This window comes from Peribacillus sp. B-H-3 (genome assembly GCF_048572925.1).
In the GTDB taxonomy this organism is placed as follows: domain Bacteria; phylum Bacillota; class Bacilli; order Bacillales; family DSM-1321; genus Peribacillus.
Genome location: NZ_CP183879.1, coordinates 1,495,163 through 1,513,362 on the forward strand (window position 1 = coordinate 1,495,163; position 18,200 = coordinate 1,513,362).

The 18,200-nt window shown below is 41.8% G+C and carries 18 protein-coding genes; 10 read left to right on the forward strand and 8 right to left on the reverse strand.

Annotation, left to right across the window (positions count from 1 at the left end; translation table 11 throughout):
* Positions 1 to 283: 283 nt before the first annotated feature.
* From ACN6MY_RS07370 to addA, 6 genes are all read left to right on the forward strand, one after another.
* Positions 284 to 697, forward strand: coding sequence for a hypothetical protein (locus tag ACN6MY_RS07370; RefSeq protein ID WP_419883386.1), 414 nt, complete (start codon positions 284 to 286; stop codon positions 695 to 697).
* Positions 698 to 952: 255 nt separating this feature from the next.
* Complete coding sequence (locus ACN6MY_RS07375; RefSeq protein WP_419883387.1) at positions 953 to 1,096, forward strand: hypothetical protein; 144 nt, start codon at positions 953 to 955, stop codon at positions 1,094 to 1,096.
* Positions 1,097 to 1,174: 78 nt separating this feature from the next.
* The gene (gene addB / locus ACN6MY_RS07380; protein WP_419883388.1) at positions 1,175 to 4,675 is read left to right on the forward strand and encodes a helicase-exonuclease AddAB subunit AddB; all 3,501 of its coding nucleotides are present in this window, start codon (positions 1,175 to 1,177) and stop codon (positions 4,673 to 4,675) included.
* Entirely contained in the window at positions 4,668 to 6,020 is a 1,353-nt protein-coding gene (locus tag ACN6MY_RS07385) for a UvrD-helicase domain-containing protein (RefSeq protein WP_419883389.1), read from the forward strand. Before addB ends, ACN6MY_RS07385 begins: the two co-directional genes overlap by 8 nt.
* Positions 6,021 to 6,781: 761 nt before the next feature.
* Entirely contained in the window at positions 6,782 to 8,182 is a 1,401-nt protein-coding gene (locus tag ACN6MY_RS07390; protein ID WP_419883390.1) for a reverse transcriptase domain-containing protein, read from the forward strand.
* Positions 8,183 to 8,630: 448 nt separating this feature from the next.
* Positions 8,631 to 11,048, forward strand: coding sequence for a helicase-exonuclease AddAB subunit AddA (gene addA / locus ACN6MY_RS07395; protein ID WP_419883391.1), 2,418 nt, complete (start codon positions 8,631 to 8,633; stop codon positions 11,046 to 11,048).
* Between the two features lie 29 nt (positions 11,049 to 11,077).
* On the opposite strand, the gene ACN6MY_RS07400 is transcribed toward addA, so the two are convergent.
* The 6 genes from ACN6MY_RS07400 to ACN6MY_RS07425 all read right to left on the reverse strand — a co-directional run bounded on the left by ACN6MY_RS07400 (position 11,078) and on the right by ACN6MY_RS07425 (position 13,072).
* Entirely contained in the window at positions 11,078 to 11,296 is a 219-nt protein-coding gene (locus ACN6MY_RS07400; RefSeq protein ID WP_419883392.1) for a spore germination protein, read from the reverse strand.
* A 38-nt stretch (positions 11,297 to 11,334) separates the two neighbouring features.
* The gene (locus ACN6MY_RS07405) at positions 11,335 to 11,745 is read right to left on the reverse strand and encodes a spore germination protein GerPE (RefSeq protein ID WP_419883393.1); all 411 of its coding nucleotides are present in this window, start codon (positions 11,743 to 11,745) and stop codon (positions 11,335 to 11,337) included.
* A gap of 4 nt (positions 11,746 to 11,749) precedes the next feature.
* Positions 11,750 to 11,929 carry a spore gernimation protein GerPD gene (locus ACN6MY_RS07410; RefSeq protein ID WP_071350134.1) on the reverse strand — a complete coding sequence of 60 codons (180 nt, stop codon included), beginning with the start codon at positions 11,927 to 11,929 and terminating at the stop codon, positions 11,750 to 11,752.
* The gene (gerPC, locus tag ACN6MY_RS07415; RefSeq protein ID WP_419883394.1) at positions 11,919 to 12,533 is read right to left on the reverse strand and encodes a spore germination protein GerPC; all 615 of its coding nucleotides are present in this window, start codon (positions 12,531 to 12,533) and stop codon (positions 11,919 to 11,921) included. The genes ACN6MY_RS07410 and gerPC overlap by 11 nt, the downstream gene beginning before the upstream one ends.
* 93 nt (positions 12,534 to 12,626) lie before the next feature.
* Positions 12,627 to 12,818 carry a spore germination protein GerPB gene (locus tag ACN6MY_RS07420; protein ID WP_071350136.1) on the reverse strand — a complete coding sequence of 64 codons (192 nt, stop codon included), beginning with the start codon at positions 12,816 to 12,818 and terminating at the stop codon, positions 12,627 to 12,629.
* A gap of 32 nt (positions 12,819 to 12,850) precedes the next feature.
* Positions 12,851 to 13,072 carry a spore germination protein gene (locus ACN6MY_RS07425; protein ID WP_071350137.1) on the reverse strand — a complete coding sequence of 74 codons (222 nt, stop codon included), beginning with the start codon at positions 13,070 to 13,072 and terminating at the stop codon, positions 12,851 to 12,853.
* A 245-nt stretch (positions 13,073 to 13,317) separates the two neighbouring features.
* On the opposite strand from ACN6MY_RS07425, the gene ACN6MY_RS07430 reads away from it, so the two are divergent.
* From ACN6MY_RS07430 to ACN6MY_RS07445, 4 genes are all read left to right on the forward strand, one after another.
* Positions 13,318 to 14,487 (forward strand): DUF418 domain-containing protein, encoded by a 1,170-nt coding sequence (locus tag ACN6MY_RS07430; RefSeq protein WP_419883395.1) that lies wholly within the window; start codon positions 13,318 to 13,320, stop codon positions 14,485 to 14,487.
* A 27-nt stretch (positions 14,488 to 14,514) separates the two neighbouring features.
* The gene (locus tag ACN6MY_RS07435) at positions 14,515 to 15,408 is read left to right on the forward strand and encodes a fumarylacetoacetate hydrolase family protein (protein WP_419883396.1); all 894 of its coding nucleotides are present in this window, start codon (positions 14,515 to 14,517) and stop codon (positions 15,406 to 15,408) included.
* Between the two features lie 96 nt (positions 15,409 to 15,504).
* On the forward strand, positions 15,505 to 15,855 hold the full coding sequence (locus ACN6MY_RS07440; protein ID WP_419883397.1) for a YisL family protein: 351 nt from the start codon (positions 15,505 to 15,507) through the stop codon (positions 15,853 to 15,855).
* A gap of 389 nt (positions 15,856 to 16,244) precedes the next feature.
* The gene (locus ACN6MY_RS07445; protein WP_090987391.1) at positions 16,245 to 16,379 is read left to right on the forward strand and encodes a BA3454 family stress response protein; all 135 of its coding nucleotides are present in this window, start codon (positions 16,245 to 16,247) and stop codon (positions 16,377 to 16,379) included.
* A gap of 454 nt (positions 16,380 to 16,833) precedes the next feature.
* On the opposite strand, the gene ACN6MY_RS07450 is transcribed toward ACN6MY_RS07445, so the two are convergent.
* The gene (locus tag ACN6MY_RS07450) at positions 16,834 to 17,163 is read right to left on the reverse strand and encodes a winged helix-turn-helix transcriptional regulator (RefSeq protein ID WP_419883398.1); all 330 of its coding nucleotides are present in this window, start codon (positions 17,161 to 17,163) and stop codon (positions 16,834 to 16,836) included.
* Between the two features lie 186 nt (positions 17,164 to 17,349).
* The gene (locus tag ACN6MY_RS07455) at positions 17,350 to 17,916 is read right to left on the reverse strand and encodes a DUF2777 domain-containing protein (RefSeq protein ID WP_419883399.1); all 567 of its coding nucleotides are present in this window, start codon (positions 17,914 to 17,916) and stop codon (positions 17,350 to 17,352) included.
* Positions 17,917 to 18,200 lie beyond the last annotated feature (284 nt).

Below are 18,200 nucleotides of genomic sequence, written 5' to 3' on the forward strand. Positions count from 1 at the left end.
CCTTACGCTCCAATCAGCCAGCTTGAACAATGTGATCGCCTTACAGAACTCATTAAAAACAACAATCTAAGAGCAAAAAACCTTGTCGCTTTTGAGTCATAAATTAAACTTAAATAATGGTGAAACTTACCAAAATTAGTGGCGTCTAATTGATGGGGTTTGTTAAGGTACATTGCTGATTGGGGAAGAAGACGCTTTGTGACGAGCGGGCTCGGCGAACGCCCGCTGAGTCTTAAGGGCCAACAGCAAACATAACAGAGCCAATTGATAAAAAGGGTTTATAGTGATACTTTCAATTCTTATGGCAAGCTGTTCAAAAGAAGGTTCAAATGAAGTCAAAAATGAAGGAGATAAGATTATAGTACAAAATCGTTCAGGCAAGAACGATGAATATGAACAGTTAAGAGAAATCACAGATAAAGCCTCAGTTGAAATAGTTAAAGATATACTTGATAACATCCGGTGGGTAAATGCAAAAGTAAGTATGGTCCATCCGGCGGAATATAAATTTTGCTTTGCAGGCAAAAATGAAAAATTTCAATCAATCACGTTGATTTATGAACTATGGATTAGTCCAAACAAGGATAAAGTAGAACTTGTAATAGACAGTGAAAGCAAATATGTTCAATTAGATAAGAATAAATCTCAAAGATTATTTAAGCTGCTTACAGGTGAAAGTCTATCAGGCTTAAAGTGAAATACCAAATTCCGTCTCCGCCAATTTTTTAGGGGATAGCTGGGATGGAAACGGCTTACAAGTCTTATTGTGCTGCTCAGGATCAGCAGGACGCGTTTTGATTTTTTAAGATTTGTGTTACCAGCATGGACTTAACGCAAAGCCGGATTTACCAAAAAAATACGAACGTATGATTGGATTCAGGGCGGGAAACAAAGTAAAATAAAGGGAGGAACTTATTAATTCGGCGTACCTGGATTCTGGCAGGTACAGCAAATGATAAATCTTTCAATGAAAATTCATCCGCCTGATGCGCAGGCACCAAAGCCATGCGGAAATGTTGGTGCCATTCAGGGAGTTGCGCTGCGCCGAGATTCTTCTTTCACAGGAAAATTGCCAGCAATTACAGACTCCTTTTAAAGAAAAAAGGGATGTTTTTCTGATATGATAATAGCAGGGAAATATGAAAATAAAGTGGGAGAGCTAGGAGGCTGCATAGTGTCGCTTCGTTTTATTACTGGAAGGTCAGGAACGGGAAAAACTTCAGTGATGCTGGATGAAATCCGCAATAAGCTGCAAGATGATCCTGGCGGGAATCCGCTGATCTACCTTGTTCCGGACCAGATGACCTTTTTGTCTGAATATAAATTAACCTCAACACCCGGCCTCGGGGGAATGATCCGGGCCCAGGTCTTCAGTTTCAGCCGCCTTGCCTGGCGCGTGCTGCAGGATACAGGCGGCATGAGCAGGATGCATTTAGACAGCACTGGCGTCAATATGCTGATTAGAAAGATCATAGAAGACAAAAAAGAGAATTTGGCGTTATTTCGGCGTTCTGCTGATAAACAGGGATTTATCGCCCAAATTGAAGATATTTTGACAGAATTTAAAAGATATTGCCTGAACCCTAATGAAATCAAAGAGTATGCCGCCCGTAAGCAAGGCGGAGATTCTAAGGCATTGCAGGATAAATTGCATGATCTTGAACTGATTTACCAAGCTTTCGAGGATGAGCTTATTGGCAAGTATCTGGATTCGGAAGATTATTTTACGCTGCTCGCAGAAAAGCTTGGGGAGTCTGATTATATCGCGGATGCCGAAATCTACATTGACGGTTTTTACAGCTTTACCCCTCAAGAGCTGCAGATTGTAGCACAATTGATGAAGCTGAGCCGCAATGTCACTATTGCACTCAGCGCTGACAAGCCATATAAGCTCGGGCCTCCTGATAATTTGAGCCTTTTCCGCCAGACAGGAAGTACTTATTACAGCGTATATCAGGCTGCTGCAGGGATGGGCATCGATATTGAAGAAGATTTACATTTGAATGAAGGTGTGAGATTTAAGCAAAGTCCAGGCCTTTTACATTTAGAATCGAATTTCAATATCCGTCCAGCAGCACCTTTCTATGAACATGGAAATATAACCATCGCACAGGCAGTGAACCGAAGAGCGGAAGCCGAAGGCACTGCACGCGCCATACTTGAATTGGTCCGTGATAAGAAATACAGGTGGAGGGATATCTCCATCCTCATCCGCAATGGCCAGGCGTATCATGATATCATTCAAACTGTCTTTCGTGATTATCATATTCCTATATTCATTGATTCCAAAAAATCGATGCTCAATCATCCTCTCATTGAATTAATACGCTCTACTCTGGAGATTCTGATTACCAATTGGAGGTATGAGCCAGTATTCCGTGCTATAAAGACGGAACTTCTTTTTCCTCTGAAAAACAGCAATCATGAAATGCGTGAACAGGTGGACCGTCTGGAAAACTATGTTCTTTCAAGAGGTATCAAGGGAAATAAATGGACCTCTAAGGACAGATGGCATTACCGGAGAATCAGAGGGCTTGAGCTTGAAGAGCGCATGCAGACTGACAAAGAAATGCAGCAGGAAGAGGAGCTGAACGGCTTAAAGCAGATTTTCACTGAGCCTGTTCTAAGGCTTGCGAGAAGATTAAAACGAGCAGAAGATGGCCGGGAATTCTGTGAAGCTCTTTATCTGTATCTGGAGGAATTGCACATTCCGGAGAAACTGGAAAAGCTGAAGGGTGAATCCGAGGAAGAGGGTGACCTGGTTTCTGCCAGAGAGCATGAACAGTCATGGGATGCTGTTGTGGATCTGCTCGATCAGTTCGTTGAAATACTAGGTGATGAAAAAATAACCATCAAGCAATTCTCAGCAATTCTGGAATCAGGAATGGACACGATGAAGTTTTCCATCGTTCCTCCTGCAATTGACCAGGTTTTAGTGGCAAACCTAGATTTGTCCAGGCTTGATTCTGTAAAGGCAGCCTTTGTAATAGGTTTAAATGAAGGAGTGCTGCCGGGTAAAGCTGCTTCAGATGGCATATTCTCTGACAGTGAGAGGGAAAATCTCACTGCGAATGGACTGGAGGTAGCACCAGGTTCCAAAATACGGCTTCTTGATGAAGAATTTACTGCTTATAAGGCCTTCACGACTCCATCACACGATCTTTACCTGTCATATCCGATGGCAGATGAAGAAGGTAAGGCCTTGCTGCCGTCTTCATATATTAAAAGAGTAAAAGATGCTGTACCAAAGGTATCTGAAATGGTGTATATGAATGATCCTTCTGATCTCGATGCAGACACGCAGGCAGGATTCGCAGCGAATTATGATGTCGCCCTTTCCTACCTGACAGCGCAGCTTCAATTACAAAAGCGAGGCTATCCAATCGAACCGTTATGGTGGGATGTGTACAATGCCTATATGGATGACAGCAAAGTGAAACCTCGGGCAGTCCGTGTGCTATCAAGCCTTTTCTATCAGAATAAAGTCAAGACACTAAATGAAGATACAAGCAAAAAACTTTACGGGGACAGCATTCTTGCAAGTGTATCCAGGATGGAAATGTACAATAGCTGTGCGTTTTCCCATTTTGCGGCACATGGGCTGAAATTGCAGGACAGGAAGATTTACCGCCTTGATGCCCCAGACATTGGGGAGATGTTTCATGCTGCACTAAAGCTCATTTCAGAGCATTTATATCAAAATCACATTGCATGGTCTTCCCTGACCAAGGAGCAGTGCCTGCAGCTGGCTAAAGCAGCTGTTGAAAACCTTGCCCCGAAACTGCAGAATCAAATTTTGCTCAGTTCAAACCGCCATCATTATTTAAGAAGGAAGCTTGAAAACGTCATAGGCAGGGCTTCTATCGTGCTGAGCGAACATGCAAAGGCGAGCGGTTTTTCCCCGATAGGCCTTGAGCTTGGATTCGGCAGGAATGCAGAGCTTCCGCCGCTTTCTTTTACATTGAAAAATGGCACTAAAATGGAGCTTATAGGAAGAATTGACCGCGTTGATAAAGCTGAGGAGGACAATGGCACATATCTGAGGGTGCTTGATTATAAATCAAGCGAAAAAGAATTGAATATGAGCGAAGTTTATTATGGTCTGTCCCTGCAGATGCTTACCTATCTTGATATCATTATTACCCACTCGAGGTCATTAATCGGAAAGGAAGCATCTCCTGCCGGTGTGCTTTACTTCCATGTCCACAATCCGGTGGTGAAGAGCAGCGGGATGCTTGGACTGGATGAAATAGAGGAAGCCATTTTAAAGAACTTTAAAATGAAGGGCCTAGTGCTCGGAGATCCAAATGTTGTTCAATTAATGGATAAAAATCTTGAAATTGGCGTGAATGGGAGTTCGGATATTATCCCGGCCGGTTTTAAAAAAGACGGAACGCTGCAGTCTGTTTCAAAGGTTGCGAGCAGTGAAGAGTTCAGGATGTTAAACCGCCATGTGCGGAATGTATACCAAAGTGCCGGAGATGGCATAACAGGGGGGAAAGTTGATATAGCTCCATATAAGTTAAAGGAAAAAACCCCATGTACATTTTGTTCGTTTAAAACGGTGTGCCAATTCGATCAATCGTTAGAGGACAACGAGTTCAGAATTCTTTTGCCAAGAAAACAGGAAGATGTTCTCAGCTTGTTAAGGGAGGAGATAAAGGGTTATGAGTAAAACAATTATTCCGGCTATGCCGGAGCATGAAAACTGGACAGCAGAACAATGGAAAGCCATTTGGGCAAAAGATCAGGATGTTCTGGTGGCCGCAGCTGCCGGTTCAGGAAAAACGGCAGTCCTCGTCAATCGCATCATCCAGAAGGTTCTTTCGGAAGAAGAGCCTATGGATGTAGATGAATTGCTGGTAGTAACATTTACGAATGCTTCTGCGGCGGAAATGAGACACCGGATCGGAAATGCACTCGAGAAGGCCATTCGTTCAAATCCGCAGTCACAGCACCTCAGAAAACAGCTCAGCCTGATTAACAGGGCATCGATTTCGACATTGCATTCCTTTTGTCTTGAAGTGATCCGCAAATACTATTATCTTACCGAAATCGATCCCGGCTTCAGAATTGCTGATTCGGCGGAGGCGGAGCTGCTTCGTGATGAAGTTCTTGAGGAGCTTTTTGAAGAACAATACGGGAGAAGTGATAATGAACGCTTTTTCAGGCTGGTGGATGCCTACACAAGTGACAGGAATGATGATGCCTTGCAGGGAATGATCAGGACACTGCATGACTTTTCAAGAGCTCATCCTGATCCCGGCGAATGGCTGAATCGTACTGTTTCAATGTATGAACTGCCTGAAGGATCATCGATTGAAGATTTGCCTTTCTATGAGACACTGCTCTTTGATATCGGCCTAAAGCTTCAAAGCGTAAAGGATCTGCTTCAGCAGGGAATGGAGCTGACTAAAGTGCCAGGGGGACCGGCTCCGAGGGCGGAAAATTTCATTGCTGATCTGGAAATTGCAGAAGGGCTGATCGAGGCAAGCGGCCAATCTTGGAATTCATTATATGAAAAAATGAATAACTGGAAGTTTTCAACAGCCAAAAGGTGCTCCGGTGCAGATTTTAATAAAGATCTTGTTGATCAGGCAGCAAAGCTGCGCAATCGGGCAAAAAAAATCCTGGAAGATTTAAAAAAAGAGCTATTCATTAGAAAGCCAGGGCACTATTTACAGGATATAAAGGATATGAAGGAATATGCAGAAACTCTTGTGGAACTGGTGAAAGAATTTGACAGTAAGTTTTCTGCAGAAAAAACAGAAAAAAACCTTGTGGATTTTTCTGACCTTGAACACTACTGTTTAGATATCTTAACAGATGAAAAGAGCGGAGAAATCCTTAAACCTTCAGAAGCTGCTGAGGAGTATAGAAAACAGTTCAAAGAAGTGCTTGTCGACGAATATCAGGACACAAACCTTGTACAGGAATCTATTTTAAATCTGGTTACGTCAGATGGAGAATATGACGGGAATTTATTCATGGTGGGAGATGTAAAACAAGTGCGCCCATAAGGGCAGATAAGAATCCGGACATTAGCAAGTCCGCAGAGAAAACTCGCAGGCAATACTCTGTCACTGATCACTAACTTAAACTGGGAAACTGGTTTGAGGACAATAGCATGTGATTAAAGGTATAATCCGCCAAAGCTGCTTAGGCGAAGATGAATATCGAGGTGAAAAGCGCAGACAAGGATGAAAGCTATACTGCCTGAATGATAGTCCAAGGTGCTTTAATGTCAGCCATGTTGCAGAGCAGCTGAAACGGCATGCGGTCAATGGAATAAAGTATGGTTGTTTTGCTTTATTTGTAAAAGATTACATCTTTTCGTGTACATGATGTAATGAGCGGGTCTTGACCGGCCAATCTCAATAAGAGTTAAAGGACGAAAGTCACATCCGACACTGCACAAGCTATGTTCTTATCTGTACTAAATGGGGATTGCCTAAACGGGAACGCTATTAATTAGCTATTGAGGATGATTTCAAGCGAAAGCAAGAAATGTGGCTCATGAAAATCCCGCATGGTAACAGAGCTCCCGCAGTAGTCCGAGCTAGGGAAAGCCTAGTGCATGGCGAAGGGGAGCAGTTCATCGGGCATAATACAAAATTGGGAAGGAGCGAGAGGCTCTATGAGAAATCCGAGAGTAGTATTAGCCAGTCTAGCTGGGAAATCCAGTAATGAAAATTATAAGTATGATAGGCTATATCGGAATTTATATAACCCGGAATTTTTTTGCTTGGCATATCAGCATTTATATGGGAAGCCTGTGGAAATGATGGAAGGGGTAAATAACGATACAGCCGATGGCATGAGTCTTGAAAAAATCAATAACTTAATCGAACGTCTAAAAGACCAATCATACCAGCCTGCCCAAATTGGGAAAGCAGATCTACCGAAAAGGGACGGCAGTAATAGACCAGGTATACCTTCAGGTGAAGATCAATTAGTCCAGGAAGCTGTAAGAATGATACACCAAAGTATTTATGAGGGGAAATTTGAAGAGACATCGCATGGTTTCAGACCAAACAAAAGCTGTCATACCGCAATAATGCAAATTCAGCAGCGATTCAGCGGTGTCCGCTGGTTCGTCAAAGGAAATATCGGAAATTTGTTTGATAATATTGACCGCCATATCTTAATAAGCCTGTTAAGAAAGAGCATTGAGGATGAAAAATTCATTAATCTGATATGGAAGTTCCTCAAAGCGGGTTATATGAAAGACTGGAAATGCCGCAAAAGCTATAGCGGGGCTCCAGAAGGAAGTATTATAGGCCCGATATTATCAAATATATATCTTCATGAACTTGATAAATACATGAAAGAGTATAAGGTAAACTTCGATAAGGGCAAAAAGCGGGGACATAGCAAGGAATATGCAAACGCGGCAGCACGGATCAGGCATTATCAGGATGAAATCAGCGTTGTTGGCAAAGAAACCGAAAAAGGAATGGAATATCTTCAAAAACTTAAAAGGCTGGAAACAAAACTTAATAATATACCCTCTAAAGATCAAATGGACAAGAACTTCAGAAGATTGTTTTATACAAGATATGCAGGTGACTTTATTGTAGGCATTATCGGGGCAAAGGAAGATGCAGACAAAATAAATGAAGATGTAACATTGTTTCTAAAAACTAAGTTAAACCTTCAATTATCACGAGAGAATACAAACATAATAAATTCTGCAGAAAAAGCAAGATTCCTTAGCTACGATATAACAACTGAGCGCGGTCAGAAATACAGCTTACAGCGAAGTGATGGAATTATCCCCGCGCAACATATGCCCATCAGACTATATGTACCGCATGAGCATTGGGAAGGTAAACTAAGGGAATTAGACGTATTGGATACTACCAAAGAAGGTCAATGGAAAGGCAAGGCAAGGCCCCGGATGCAGCAGTATGATGATCTGGAAATCCTATTAAAATATAACTCCGAAATCAGAAGGCTATATGATTATTTTCGATTAGCCCATAATGCAAATGTACTGAACAAATTCTGTTACATTATGGAACAGAGTATGTTAAAAACCTTTGCAAGTAAATATCGGACATCAGTCTCGGAGATTTGGGGCAGATATTCAAAGGATGGAAGATTTAGAGTGAGGTACAAAACAAAAAAAGGGGAAGAGTTTGCTTATTTCATTGATAAGGTAAAAAGACAAAACGATTAAGGAAAAGCATTCTGTTAATACTTATGCTGATTTTTGGACATTGTTGATTTCTGCTGCAGAGCCTGGTCCCTGAAGCAGAAATCGAGCAACAGAGCCATAAAAGACTCGAACATTGACTGATAGCCGAATACTATATAATTTGCTGCTCGTGAAGTCTTTTAGACAGGTTATATGCAGGAAGATGTAAAAGTACCTTGAAAAGCAGAAAATGACCTGACTAAAAGGCAAAAAGCTGCGCGGAGAAATATGATTGAAAGGCAGAAAAAGACTTTTGCCCTCATTAGAAACTTTCATTCATATAAGACCCGAAGCGGCGAGCTGGACTGATGAATGTGGAGCCGTATACATCGAGAGGTGTACGTACGGTTCTGGGAGGAGTGTTTGGAAACCTGCTATAGCAATATAGCAAGGCGCCGGGCGCTTACTTGATTCTATTTACCGTTTTCGATTGGCAGAGCCAAATTTATTTCTCGGAAAATATGCAAGGTTTACCCATGAAGGAGAACAGACAGGCTTAAAAATTGATTTGAACCGGAATTTCCGCAGCCGCAGCGAAGTTCTTGACGGTACAAACTTCTTATTCAAACAGCTGATGGGAATGACTGTCGGCGAAATTGAATATGATGAAGATGCTTCTTTAAAAAAAGGAGCCAGTTACCCTGAAGACGGGCCGCATCCTATTGAGATGTTTATGATTGACGGCGGGAAAAATGAGGAAGAGGCTATGACATCCCTTAAGGAAGAATCTGAAGGAGAGGGAGAAGCCGGATTTGAAAATGAGGAACTTGAGAATGCACAGCTCGAAGCAAGAATGATGGCTAAGCTGATTAAGAAGGCAATCGGGGAAAAAAAGCAAATCATTGATCCAAAAACAGGTGAATCCCGCTCAACCGCATACAGGGATATTGTCATTTTGCTGCGTTCAATGCCGTGGGCTCCCCAAATCATCGAGGAGTTTAAAAAGGCGGGAATACCTGTTTATGCCAATTTATCGACAGGATATTTTGAGGCGACAGAGGTTGCTATTATGCTTTCTTTGCTTAAAATCATTGATAATCCACAGCAGGATATCCCGCTTGCTTCCGTGTTAAGATCTCCTATTGCCGGCCTGGATGAAGAAGAGCTGGCACAGGTGCGGCTGTTTCATTCCGGGAGCTATTATCAGGCTATGGCAGAATACTGCTTAAAAGGAGATCCTACTGAAAATGAGGCTCTTTATGAAAAAGTGTCATCTTTTTATAAAAAACTTACAGTATGGAGAAAAGCTGCCAGGCAGGAGGCACTCTCTGATTTAATTTGGCTGTTATTCCGGGATACGGGCTTTTATGATTTTGCTGGAGGAATGCCAGGCGGAAAGCAGAGACAGGCCAACCTTAGAGCACTATATGACAGGGCAAGGCAATATGAGTCCAGTTCTTTTAGGGGATTATTCCGGTTCTTAAGATTTATTGAAAGGATGCAGGAGAGGGGAGATGACCTCGGTGCAGCAAGAGCTTTGGGTGAACAGGAAGATGTTGTGCGCATCATGACCATCCACTCATCGAAGGGTCTGGAATTTCCCATCGTTATGTTTGCAGGGCTTTCCAGGCAGTTTAATATGATGGATATCCGAAAATCCTACCTGCTTGATAAAGATTTAGGTTTTGCTTCGAAATTCGTGAATCCCGAACTTCGGATTACCTATCCTTCTCTGCCGCAAATTGCATTTAAGAAAAAAAAGCAGCTTGAAATGATAGCGGAGGAAATGCGGGTTTTATATGTTGCGCTGACAAGGGCGAAGGAAAAGCTTTATTTAATCTGTTCTTTAAAGGATGCCCAAAAATCCATTGTTTCATGGTCAGCTAATGCATCCCATGGGGAGTGGCTGCTGAAGGACTATGTCAGGGCAAATGCCAAAAGCTACATGGACTGGATTGGACCTGCCATTATCAGACACCAGGACCTGGCTGAAATAGCCGGCATGGACGGCGGAACGGCTGATGATACCAATAGCAGCATCACTGGCCATCCTTCAAAATGGAAAGCCCGGATTGTTGCTTTAGAGGAACTTCAATCAGAAGAAGATGGAGAAGCCGCGGTACAGCAGAATTTGCTTGATCATGTGAAGCATGGTGAAAATGTGGAGGTGCAATCAGGATATAATGACCAAATTCATACACAGCTTACGTGGATTTATCCGCATTTGGAAGCTTCCATACACCGTTCGAAGCAGTCGGTCTCCGAGCTGAAGCGGCAAAATGAACTAAGAGATCAGGAAAGCTCCACAGAGCTGCTGCGGAAATATAAGCGCCCGATTTCGAGAAGGCCGCAATTTTTGCAGGAAAAGTCATTAACTCCGGCAGAGAAGGGAACAATTACACACCTTGTCATGCAGCATATAGATGTAAGAAAGCCGGTAACAGAGGCAGCGATTGATGAGCTCTTACACAGCTTAATAGATAGAGAGCTCCTAAAAGAAGAACAGATGGACGCCGTTGACAAAAGTGTGATAGCAAATTTCTTCAATAGTAAGATAGGAGAAAGACTAAGCCGGGCAGAGGTAATCCGGCGTGAAGTTCCCTTTACAATGTCCCTTCAGGCAGCTGAGATATATTCAGATTGGAAGGGGGCTGATGAACAAATTCTTGTTCAGGGTGTAATTGATTGTATTTTTGAGGATCATGATGGACTCGTATTGATCGATTATAAAACAGATGCTATCCAAAACAGATTTGCAAATGGCTTTCAAGGAGCAAAAGAAATACTTGCTGATCGGTACCGCCTTCAGCTTGAACTCTATACGAGAGCAATTGAAGAAATTCTAAACAAAAAAGTAATGGAAAAATATTTATTCTTTTTTGATGGTGCACACCTGCTCGAAATGTAAACAACTAGGGAGACAGCAGAGCTGTCTCCCTAGTTGTTTCCTGTAATCGGCTGATCGATGCCATTCACATCAAGTACATTGCTTCCGTTAATGCCGTTTATAGTGAGGATAAAACCGCCAGAGTTGACAGATCCCGAACCTGCTATCGTTTTGGCTGCAGATTTGGGTGAAGTAACAAGAGAATCTCCGAATTGCAAGACCCCTCCTCCTACGTTTATGATTTGAACGGGCCCTGTTATTGCAGGCATCTAAAACATTCCTTTACCATAAATTTTTTAATATGCTCTCATGAAATATCGGTATCCGGCGAGGGGGAACCCTGAGCGGGCGCATTTCTGTTTAGCCGGCGGATATGCTTGATCCTGGATTTCATTCTGATATGATCTGTGTTTCCGATAGAAATAACAGAAGAGACCGTGGCTCCAATAAAATCCAGTCGGCCGACTTTAATAAGTGGTGATTTATTTATTGTTTTAATTGAAATTTGCTCATCTATAGGCAAGTAAACAGACGGATAGCCGAATATCCGGTATTCTGCAAAATTCCCCTCATTGCCGTAATTATATTTTACGTCCCTCTGCACAGCTAAAACTTCAGAAACTCCGTCAATATAGCGCGCATCTCCAATTTGCAGAACAGAGCTGAAGATGAGGCTTTTTCCAGTGATGGAATCAACCTTCGATATTCTTGAAAACATGGGATTAACCTTGTGCGCTAAATGGCACAAATGGGCCAATGATTAAAGATTCAGGTGGTGTATCAAAGGCTGATGACAGCTGGACGGTCTGCACATCACCAATGTGCAGAAGTGAAGAGGCTGCCACACCAGTGACCTTGATTTCTCCGACACATATTTCATGATTTGTTACATTAAACTCCATTAGCGCTGTTCCCTCCTGTTTGACTGTTTGATTGACTCATAAATGCGGCAATGGCAGCATGTATATCGGAAGTGATCCGCTCAATTATTTTTTCCTTTACATTCTGAAGCAAATGAGGAACCCTCTCAGGCTGCGGCGTTTCATTGATGTACATCTCAATCCGGGCAGGCAGCTGCCGTTCTACATCATGCTTAATGAAGTCATGATAAGAAGGATCCATTGCTGTCCCGCTTCTTTCCTCGTTTTCTGTAATAATGGCAGGCAAGCTGCCTTTTATCGCATCAGAGATGTCAGCTGTCATGATATCTCTTTCAGGAAAAAGATAGGGCGTTGGTGCCGCTGGATTTTTATTAACGGTAAATTCATCAATATTAGCAAGGTCATTTGGATTTAACCCGATATTTAAGGTGCCTTCTAAAGACTCAACTTTGAGCTGATCGAATTTATATTCAATTCTTTCAACATTAATGGGGGGCTTTTTTTTTATTTCATCCAGTTCTTTTGCCAGGCGTGTGAGATCACTTTCAAGCTTAGCTATCCGCCTGTCCTGGGCCTCCAGATATCGCTGCATTTGTTCTGCATAGGAATAAAATTCAGATTGCATGGGGTGTCTTCACCTAACCTTCAGCAAAATTTTCAGATGAAAGGATTTAATCAAGTATATGCAGGAACTGGGCGCAGGTGAACAGACTTGCAGTTATTCCCTTCCGGCAGTGAATGGAGTAGTAATTTCAAAGCCTGGTGCCGGTGCAGTGAATCCTCCGGTATTCGAAAGAGTTGAATATGGCTTTATGACCCCGGCGCTTCCAATTTGGAAAACGGAAGAATTGGACACACTGCCGATTTTAATCATATTAATATGAATGGATTGCTGAATATTAAAAATCATGATGTGCCTCCTTACCGTACAGCATCCGTCCATTAAAGGTTAAAAAGAATTGGCTGATCAGCGGCATCAGTATCATAGGTATTTGTTGAACTGTGTGCATTGTATAAAGAAATGGTGTCCCCTGTGTTAAAAGAGCCAGCCCCGGAAAATGTTTTTGAGGTGGAGTAAGGAGCTATTTTAAAAACATCTCCAATATGAAATACACCGCTGCTGCCGACACTGATTACTTGAACAACACCAACGATGGCCGGCATACAGGCACCTCCCTGCTGAATGAAAGTTCTAGGTTATCATATGTGAAAGACCCGGACTCGTGATAAATTTATGGGCGATATAATTAAACCTGCCGCCTTTCCGCCGGTGAACCTGAAGAAATACAAGCAGAAAAGTGCATAGGAGGAAATGAGATAATGAGAATGGAATTGTTGATTCAGATTACAGAAATTTCAACATTTTCTCAGTATTTAGTATAATAGGGACATACAGGAGAGGTGGTGCCGTGGCAGAAGAAACAGTTTTATTCAAAGCAAGGATTACAAGCATTGACAGTCTCAGAGGCATCGCATTATTTGGAATCCTGCTTGTCAACATACTTTCCTACTTTTATCCGGTTGCTTATATGGATCCGGCTGTCTGGAGAAAAGGATTTCCTTTTCATTTTATTTACATATTCATTGATATTACGGCACAGGCAAGCTTTTATCCGGTTTTTTCGTTTTTATTCGGCTTTGGAGCGGCGGTATCTGCAGAGAGGTTTTTGCATGAAGGAAAATCATTTCCTTTGTTTTTTGCAAAAAGGCTGATTATCCTCAGTGTTTTTGGCGTTATTCATGCTTTTTTAATATGGAGCGGAGATATTCTCATTCATTATTCTCTATTTGGTTTTGCTTTTTTGCTGTTTTATAAATGGGAGGGGAAATTCCTGCTTTTAACAGGGGCTGCCCTATATATTATTCCTTTTTTTCTGACGGGACTGTTAATGGCTATATCTGCAGATAACCCTGTAAATGCGGGTGCTGCAATGGCCAGAAAAGCTTTGAATATTTATCAAACGGGTACCTTTGAACAAATAACAATGATGAGAATAAAAGAATGGCAAGTAATGAATAATGCTGAAAGCTTTATATTTCTATTTTTATCTATTTTTCCATTTTTGCTCATTGGAGCCGGATTTGCCAAGTTAAGATGGATACATGCTCCGGATCAGTATAAAAACTTGCTCGGAAAGCTGGCTGTTATTTCTCTTTTTGCCGGTTTGATTTTAAAGTTGCTTCCGTATGCAACGGTCTCAAATTCTTTTACGGAATTTATCCAGGACCAGTTTGGAGGGCCGCTGCTGTCAATGTTTTATATTACTGGAGCAGCCTTAGCGCTGCAGCAAAATGCCGGCAGCAAACTTTCATGTCTTCTTGCTGCAGCGGGGAAGATGTCACTCAGCAATTATTTGCTTCAGTCATTTGTGTGTACCATTCTGTCCTATTCATATGGTTTGGGTTTATATGGAAGGATGACACTTGCAGAATGCCTTGGTGCCGCAGCTATTATTTTTTCTTTGCAGCTGGGTGCAAGCTTTCTTTGGATTCAGCGTTATTATTTAGGGCCTCTGGAATATGTATGGCGATTTGCTTCCTACGGAAAAAGACCTTTCATGAAGAAGAGGCGGCTATAAAAAAATATAGGATAGGAGAGGGAGAACATGAAATTTGGAACGATAAGGGCAGAAGGAAAAAGCGTGCTGGTGCTGGTGGAGGAGGAAAAGCTTTTGCTTCTCCAAAAAGCGGCTGTGAAAAGCGGAATTGAAATGGTAACTTCCCTTGAGGAATTAATAAAAAATGAAGAGAGTGAACTAAATAAAGCAGAAAGCATTCAAAAATGGGTGAAAGAGCAAAAAGACACAGAAGGTTATTATACAAATTTTGAAAGTGCAGACTGGGAAGCGCCGATTCCGAGGCCATCTAAAAATATTTTCTGTGTGGGAAAAAACTATACTGAGCACGCAAAAGAACTGGGAAGCGAAGCGGATATTCCGACAGACATTATGATGTTTACAAAAGCTCCGACTTCAGTAATAGGGAATAAAGCGGACATTCCTATCCATTCTGAAGTAACATCTCAGCTGGACTACGAGGGTGAGTTAGCTGTAGTAATCGGCAAAAAAGGGAAAGGAATCAGCAGGGAAAAAGCGCTGGATTACGTATTTGGGTATACGATTTTAAATGACGTAACAGCGAGGGATCTGCAGGAAAAACATAAGCAATTCTTCCTTGGAAAAAGCCTGGATGGGACCTGTCCGATCGGACCGGTGATTGTGCATAAATCTCAAATTGAAAATCCGGGAAGCCTGGAAATCCTGACAAAGGTGAACGGAGATGTACGGCAGCAGTCCAATACTGACCAGCTTATCTTTCCGGTAGAAGAAATCATTTCTGTAATTTCCAAAGGAATGACACTTGAGCCCGGAGATATTATAGCTACTGGAACTCCTGCAGGCGTCGGCAAGGGTATGAAGCCCCCTGTTTACCTAAAGTCTGGTGACAAGATTGAGGTTACAATTGAAAAAATAGGCACGCTCTCAAATTCAGTCCGATAACTTGATTAAAGCTGAAAAGAAAGGGCGATACCTTTGTTTTTCTATAAATGTGTATGATATGATGATGAAGATTATATATTAGGAGGGCATTGTAATATGACCACACATTTGCACATAACGACCTGGGTAATCGCTATTATCCTCTTTTTTGTTTCATTGTCCATGTATAAGAGCGGAAATTCGAAAGCAAAGGCTCTTCATATGGCAACACGTGTTTTTTACATATTGATCATCCTCTCAGGCTTTCAGCTGATTGGAAGCAGTTTTTCGTATTATGCAGGAAAGCTTATTATGGGAATCGTGGTCATCGCCTTGATGGAAATGACTCTTGTCCGAGCAAAAAAAGGAAAAAGCACAGGAATTTTTACAGTAATATTTATTGTTGCTTTCCTGATTATCCTGTACATGGGATTATCCATGCCTCAAGGCTTGCATCCATTCAGTTAATAAGAAGAAAGCACCGTCTTTTTGAAATGCACCCCAATTGTTAGACACCAATCTAACAATTGGGGTGTTTTCTTGTTTTGAGAGCAGAAGGAGATATTCAGGGCTTGACGTTTCCTTCAAAAGGGTCTAATATAGGTTATGTAAAGTAACTTAATCGATAAAAAGTTACTTCTTGTGATTTATGAAATGGTTCTTATTGAGAAATGAAGAACATGAGGATCATTTACTGAGCAGCAATAAGTTTTACTCTCACAGAAACTAAAAGCAGCCGATAAGGGCTTTTCATAGAACACAAATAGTGCAATCGCCCAACAGCCCCTCAGACCTCGAGGGGCTAGGCGCCTTGCAGAAAATATTGGACATGAAAAAAGAAGAAGGAGGAAAACTGAATGTATCAAGTAACACTTACAGTTGATTATCAGGGCAGAAGATATCAAACAAATGTAATTGCCAATAAAGGCGACAGCAGCAAAAAAATCGAGAGCATTGCCATGCAGCAAGTAAAAAAACAGCTATCTGCATAATAGAAAAAAAGAAAAAGACATGAAAACAGCAGAGGCTGTTTTCATGTCTTTTTTAGTATTATTGGCTTAGGCCCCCAGGATGGGGGTCACAAAGACGTTGCCGCAGGACGCGGCGTTTGTAGTCTTTGATCCGCTATTCAAGGCGCTTGCGCTTTTTAGTGAATCCAGCTCCTGCACCTAGCCTGCTGTGCAAAAGAAGATTAGCCCTGAGAAGGCAAAGAGCGCCTTCTCAGGGCTAATCCCTATTTGCTTAGGCCCCCAGGACGGGGGTTACAAAGACGTTGCCGCAGGACGCGGCGTTTGTAGTCTTTGATCCGCTATTCAAGGCGCTTACGCTTTTTATTAATCCAGCTCCAGCGCCTAGCCCCTCGAGGTCATAAGGCGCGCAAGAATTGAAGGTAAGAGCACCTTCTATTCTTGCGCGCCTTATGCTGGTCGGGGCTGAACAAGGCGCTTACGCTTTTTGGTTAGGGATTATCCATTTTTCTGCCCATGTTTGTACAGGAGAAAGTGCTTTTCCGAGTTCAAAGCCTTTTTTTGTAAGGCTGTATTCTATTTTGACGGGGCGTTCTGCGATGACATTCCGGATTACAATACCCAGTTCTTCAAACTCTTTCATCCGCTCTGTTAGCATCCGCTTGCTCAGGTTTGGCACCATTTCGTGTACTTCATTAAAACGTCTTGGGCCATCCATCAGCACGTGGATAATCAAGCCTGCCCATTTCTTTCCGATAATTTCATATGAGAATTCAATTTTGGGGCATAATTGAAGCGGTGATTTCATTTTAGATCTCCCTTTAGTTACTTTTACTGTCATAGAGCATTATAAGTAATTTAAGTAAATTATACATGGAATACTGCGAAAACTCAATTGTTACAGGGGGAATTGCCCCAAGCGTGCAGTGAATTCCCTTAGATTGAAAAGCAGAATAAAAAAGACTTGCTGGTATAACGTCAGCAAGCCATTCGATTAAAAGTTGTTCATTTTCTCAATTACAATTCTTTTTCCAGTGTTCATGGTAAATTCAAACCGGTCATGGGATTTCTCGGCATAGCAAAAGTGATGCTGCACAGAGCATATATCTGTACCGTTGTCGAAAGTAAAAAAATTAACACCTGACCGGCTTTCTGCCTCTTTTAAAAAAGTCAGCTGATTATAGCTGTAAATACAGTCATAAATTGAAAAATCGAGGGAGTTCAAAGTCGTAATAAACTGAAAAAAAGAATCGTCATTCAATTCTTCAAGCAGCCTCTCAAATGAGTAAATCAGCTGTTTACGGATTCGTATCCGTTCTTCATCCATTAAGTAAAGAACTTCTTTGTTGAATCTTACGGCACCATTATCTTCAATAATTCCTTTTCTCCATCTATGTCCTCTGAAAACTTCAATATCCTGGTGCAAATATTCTTCCAAAGAAGAGGCTTCATCAGTTTCTTCATCAAAAAATATCCATTGATGATTGATATTTTCCACTGTTCCTGCTGAAAATGCCCTGGATTGGCGCTGGAAAAGCTTTGCTCGCTGCTGTTGACTCATAATTTACCTCCAAAAGTGGAATGCCTCACCTACTTTTTTGACAAAATTCCAAGAAATTATAACTGAATCTATTTAATAAGAGCTTCATACAATGATTTTACTGGGTGCGTCTATAATAAACGCAAGCCGTTAAAAGGGCTGGCTTCCACCACACAACTGTTTTTTAATAAGGACAAATAACCATCCTCTGCAATTTGCATAGGCTATTTTAAATCGCTATTAAGCTGCACTCAGTCTGAATATGAAAAACCAGCGTATATGTCGGCGCTGCTGTAAAAGAGGCC

Coding starts and splice junctions, on each gene's coding strand:
- ACN6MY_RS07375 (WP_419883387.1), top strand. CDS start 953: ATGATAAATCTTTCAATGAAAATTCATCCGCCTGATGCGCAGGCACCA.
- ACN6MY_RS07385 (WP_419883389.1), top strand. CDS start 4,668: ATGAGTAAAACAATTATTCCGGCTATGCCGGAGCATGAAAACTGGACA.
- ACN6MY_RS07390 (WP_419883390.1), top strand. CDS start 6,782: ATGATGGAAGGGGTAAATAACGATACAGCCGATGGCATGAGTCTTGAA.
- ACN6MY_RS07400 (WP_419883392.1), bottom strand. CDS start 11,296: ATGCCTGCAATAACAGGGCCCGTTCAAATCATAAACGTAGGAGGAGGG.
- ACN6MY_RS07405 (WP_419883393.1), bottom strand. CDS start 11,745: ATGTTTTCAAGAATATCGAAGGTTGATTCCATCACTGGAAAAAGCCTC.
- ACN6MY_RS07410 (WP_071350134.1), bottom strand. CDS start 11,929: ATGGAGTTTAATGTAACAAATCATGAAATATGTGTCGGAGAAATCAAG.
- gerPC (WP_419883394.1), bottom strand. CDS start 12,533: ATGCAATCTGAATTTTATTCCTATGCAGAACAAATGCAGCGATATCTG.
- ACN6MY_RS07420 (WP_071350136.1), bottom strand. CDS start 12,818: ATGATTTTTAATATTCAGCAATCCATTCATATTAATATGATTAAAATC.
- ACN6MY_RS07425 (WP_071350137.1), bottom strand. CDS start 13,072: ATGCCGGCCATCGTTGGTGTTGTTCAAGTAATCAGTGTCGGCAGCAGC.
- ACN6MY_RS07435 (WP_419883396.1), top strand. CDS start 14,515: ATGAAATTTGGAACGATAAGGGCAGAAGGAAAAAGCGTGCTGGTGCTG.
- ACN6MY_RS07440 (WP_419883397.1), top strand. CDS start 15,505: ATGACCACACATTTGCACATAACGACCTGGGTAATCGCTATTATCCTC.
- ACN6MY_RS07445 (WP_090987391.1), top strand. CDS start 16,245: ATGTATCAAGTAACACTTACAGTTGATTATCAGGGCAGAAGATATCAA.
- ACN6MY_RS07450 (WP_419883398.1), bottom strand. CDS start 17,163: ATGAAATCACCGCTTCAATTATGCCCCAAAATTGAATTCTCATATGAA.
- ACN6MY_RS07455 (WP_419883399.1), bottom strand. CDS start 17,916: ATGAGTCAACAGCAGCGAGCAAAGCTTTTCCAGCGCCAATCCAGGGCA.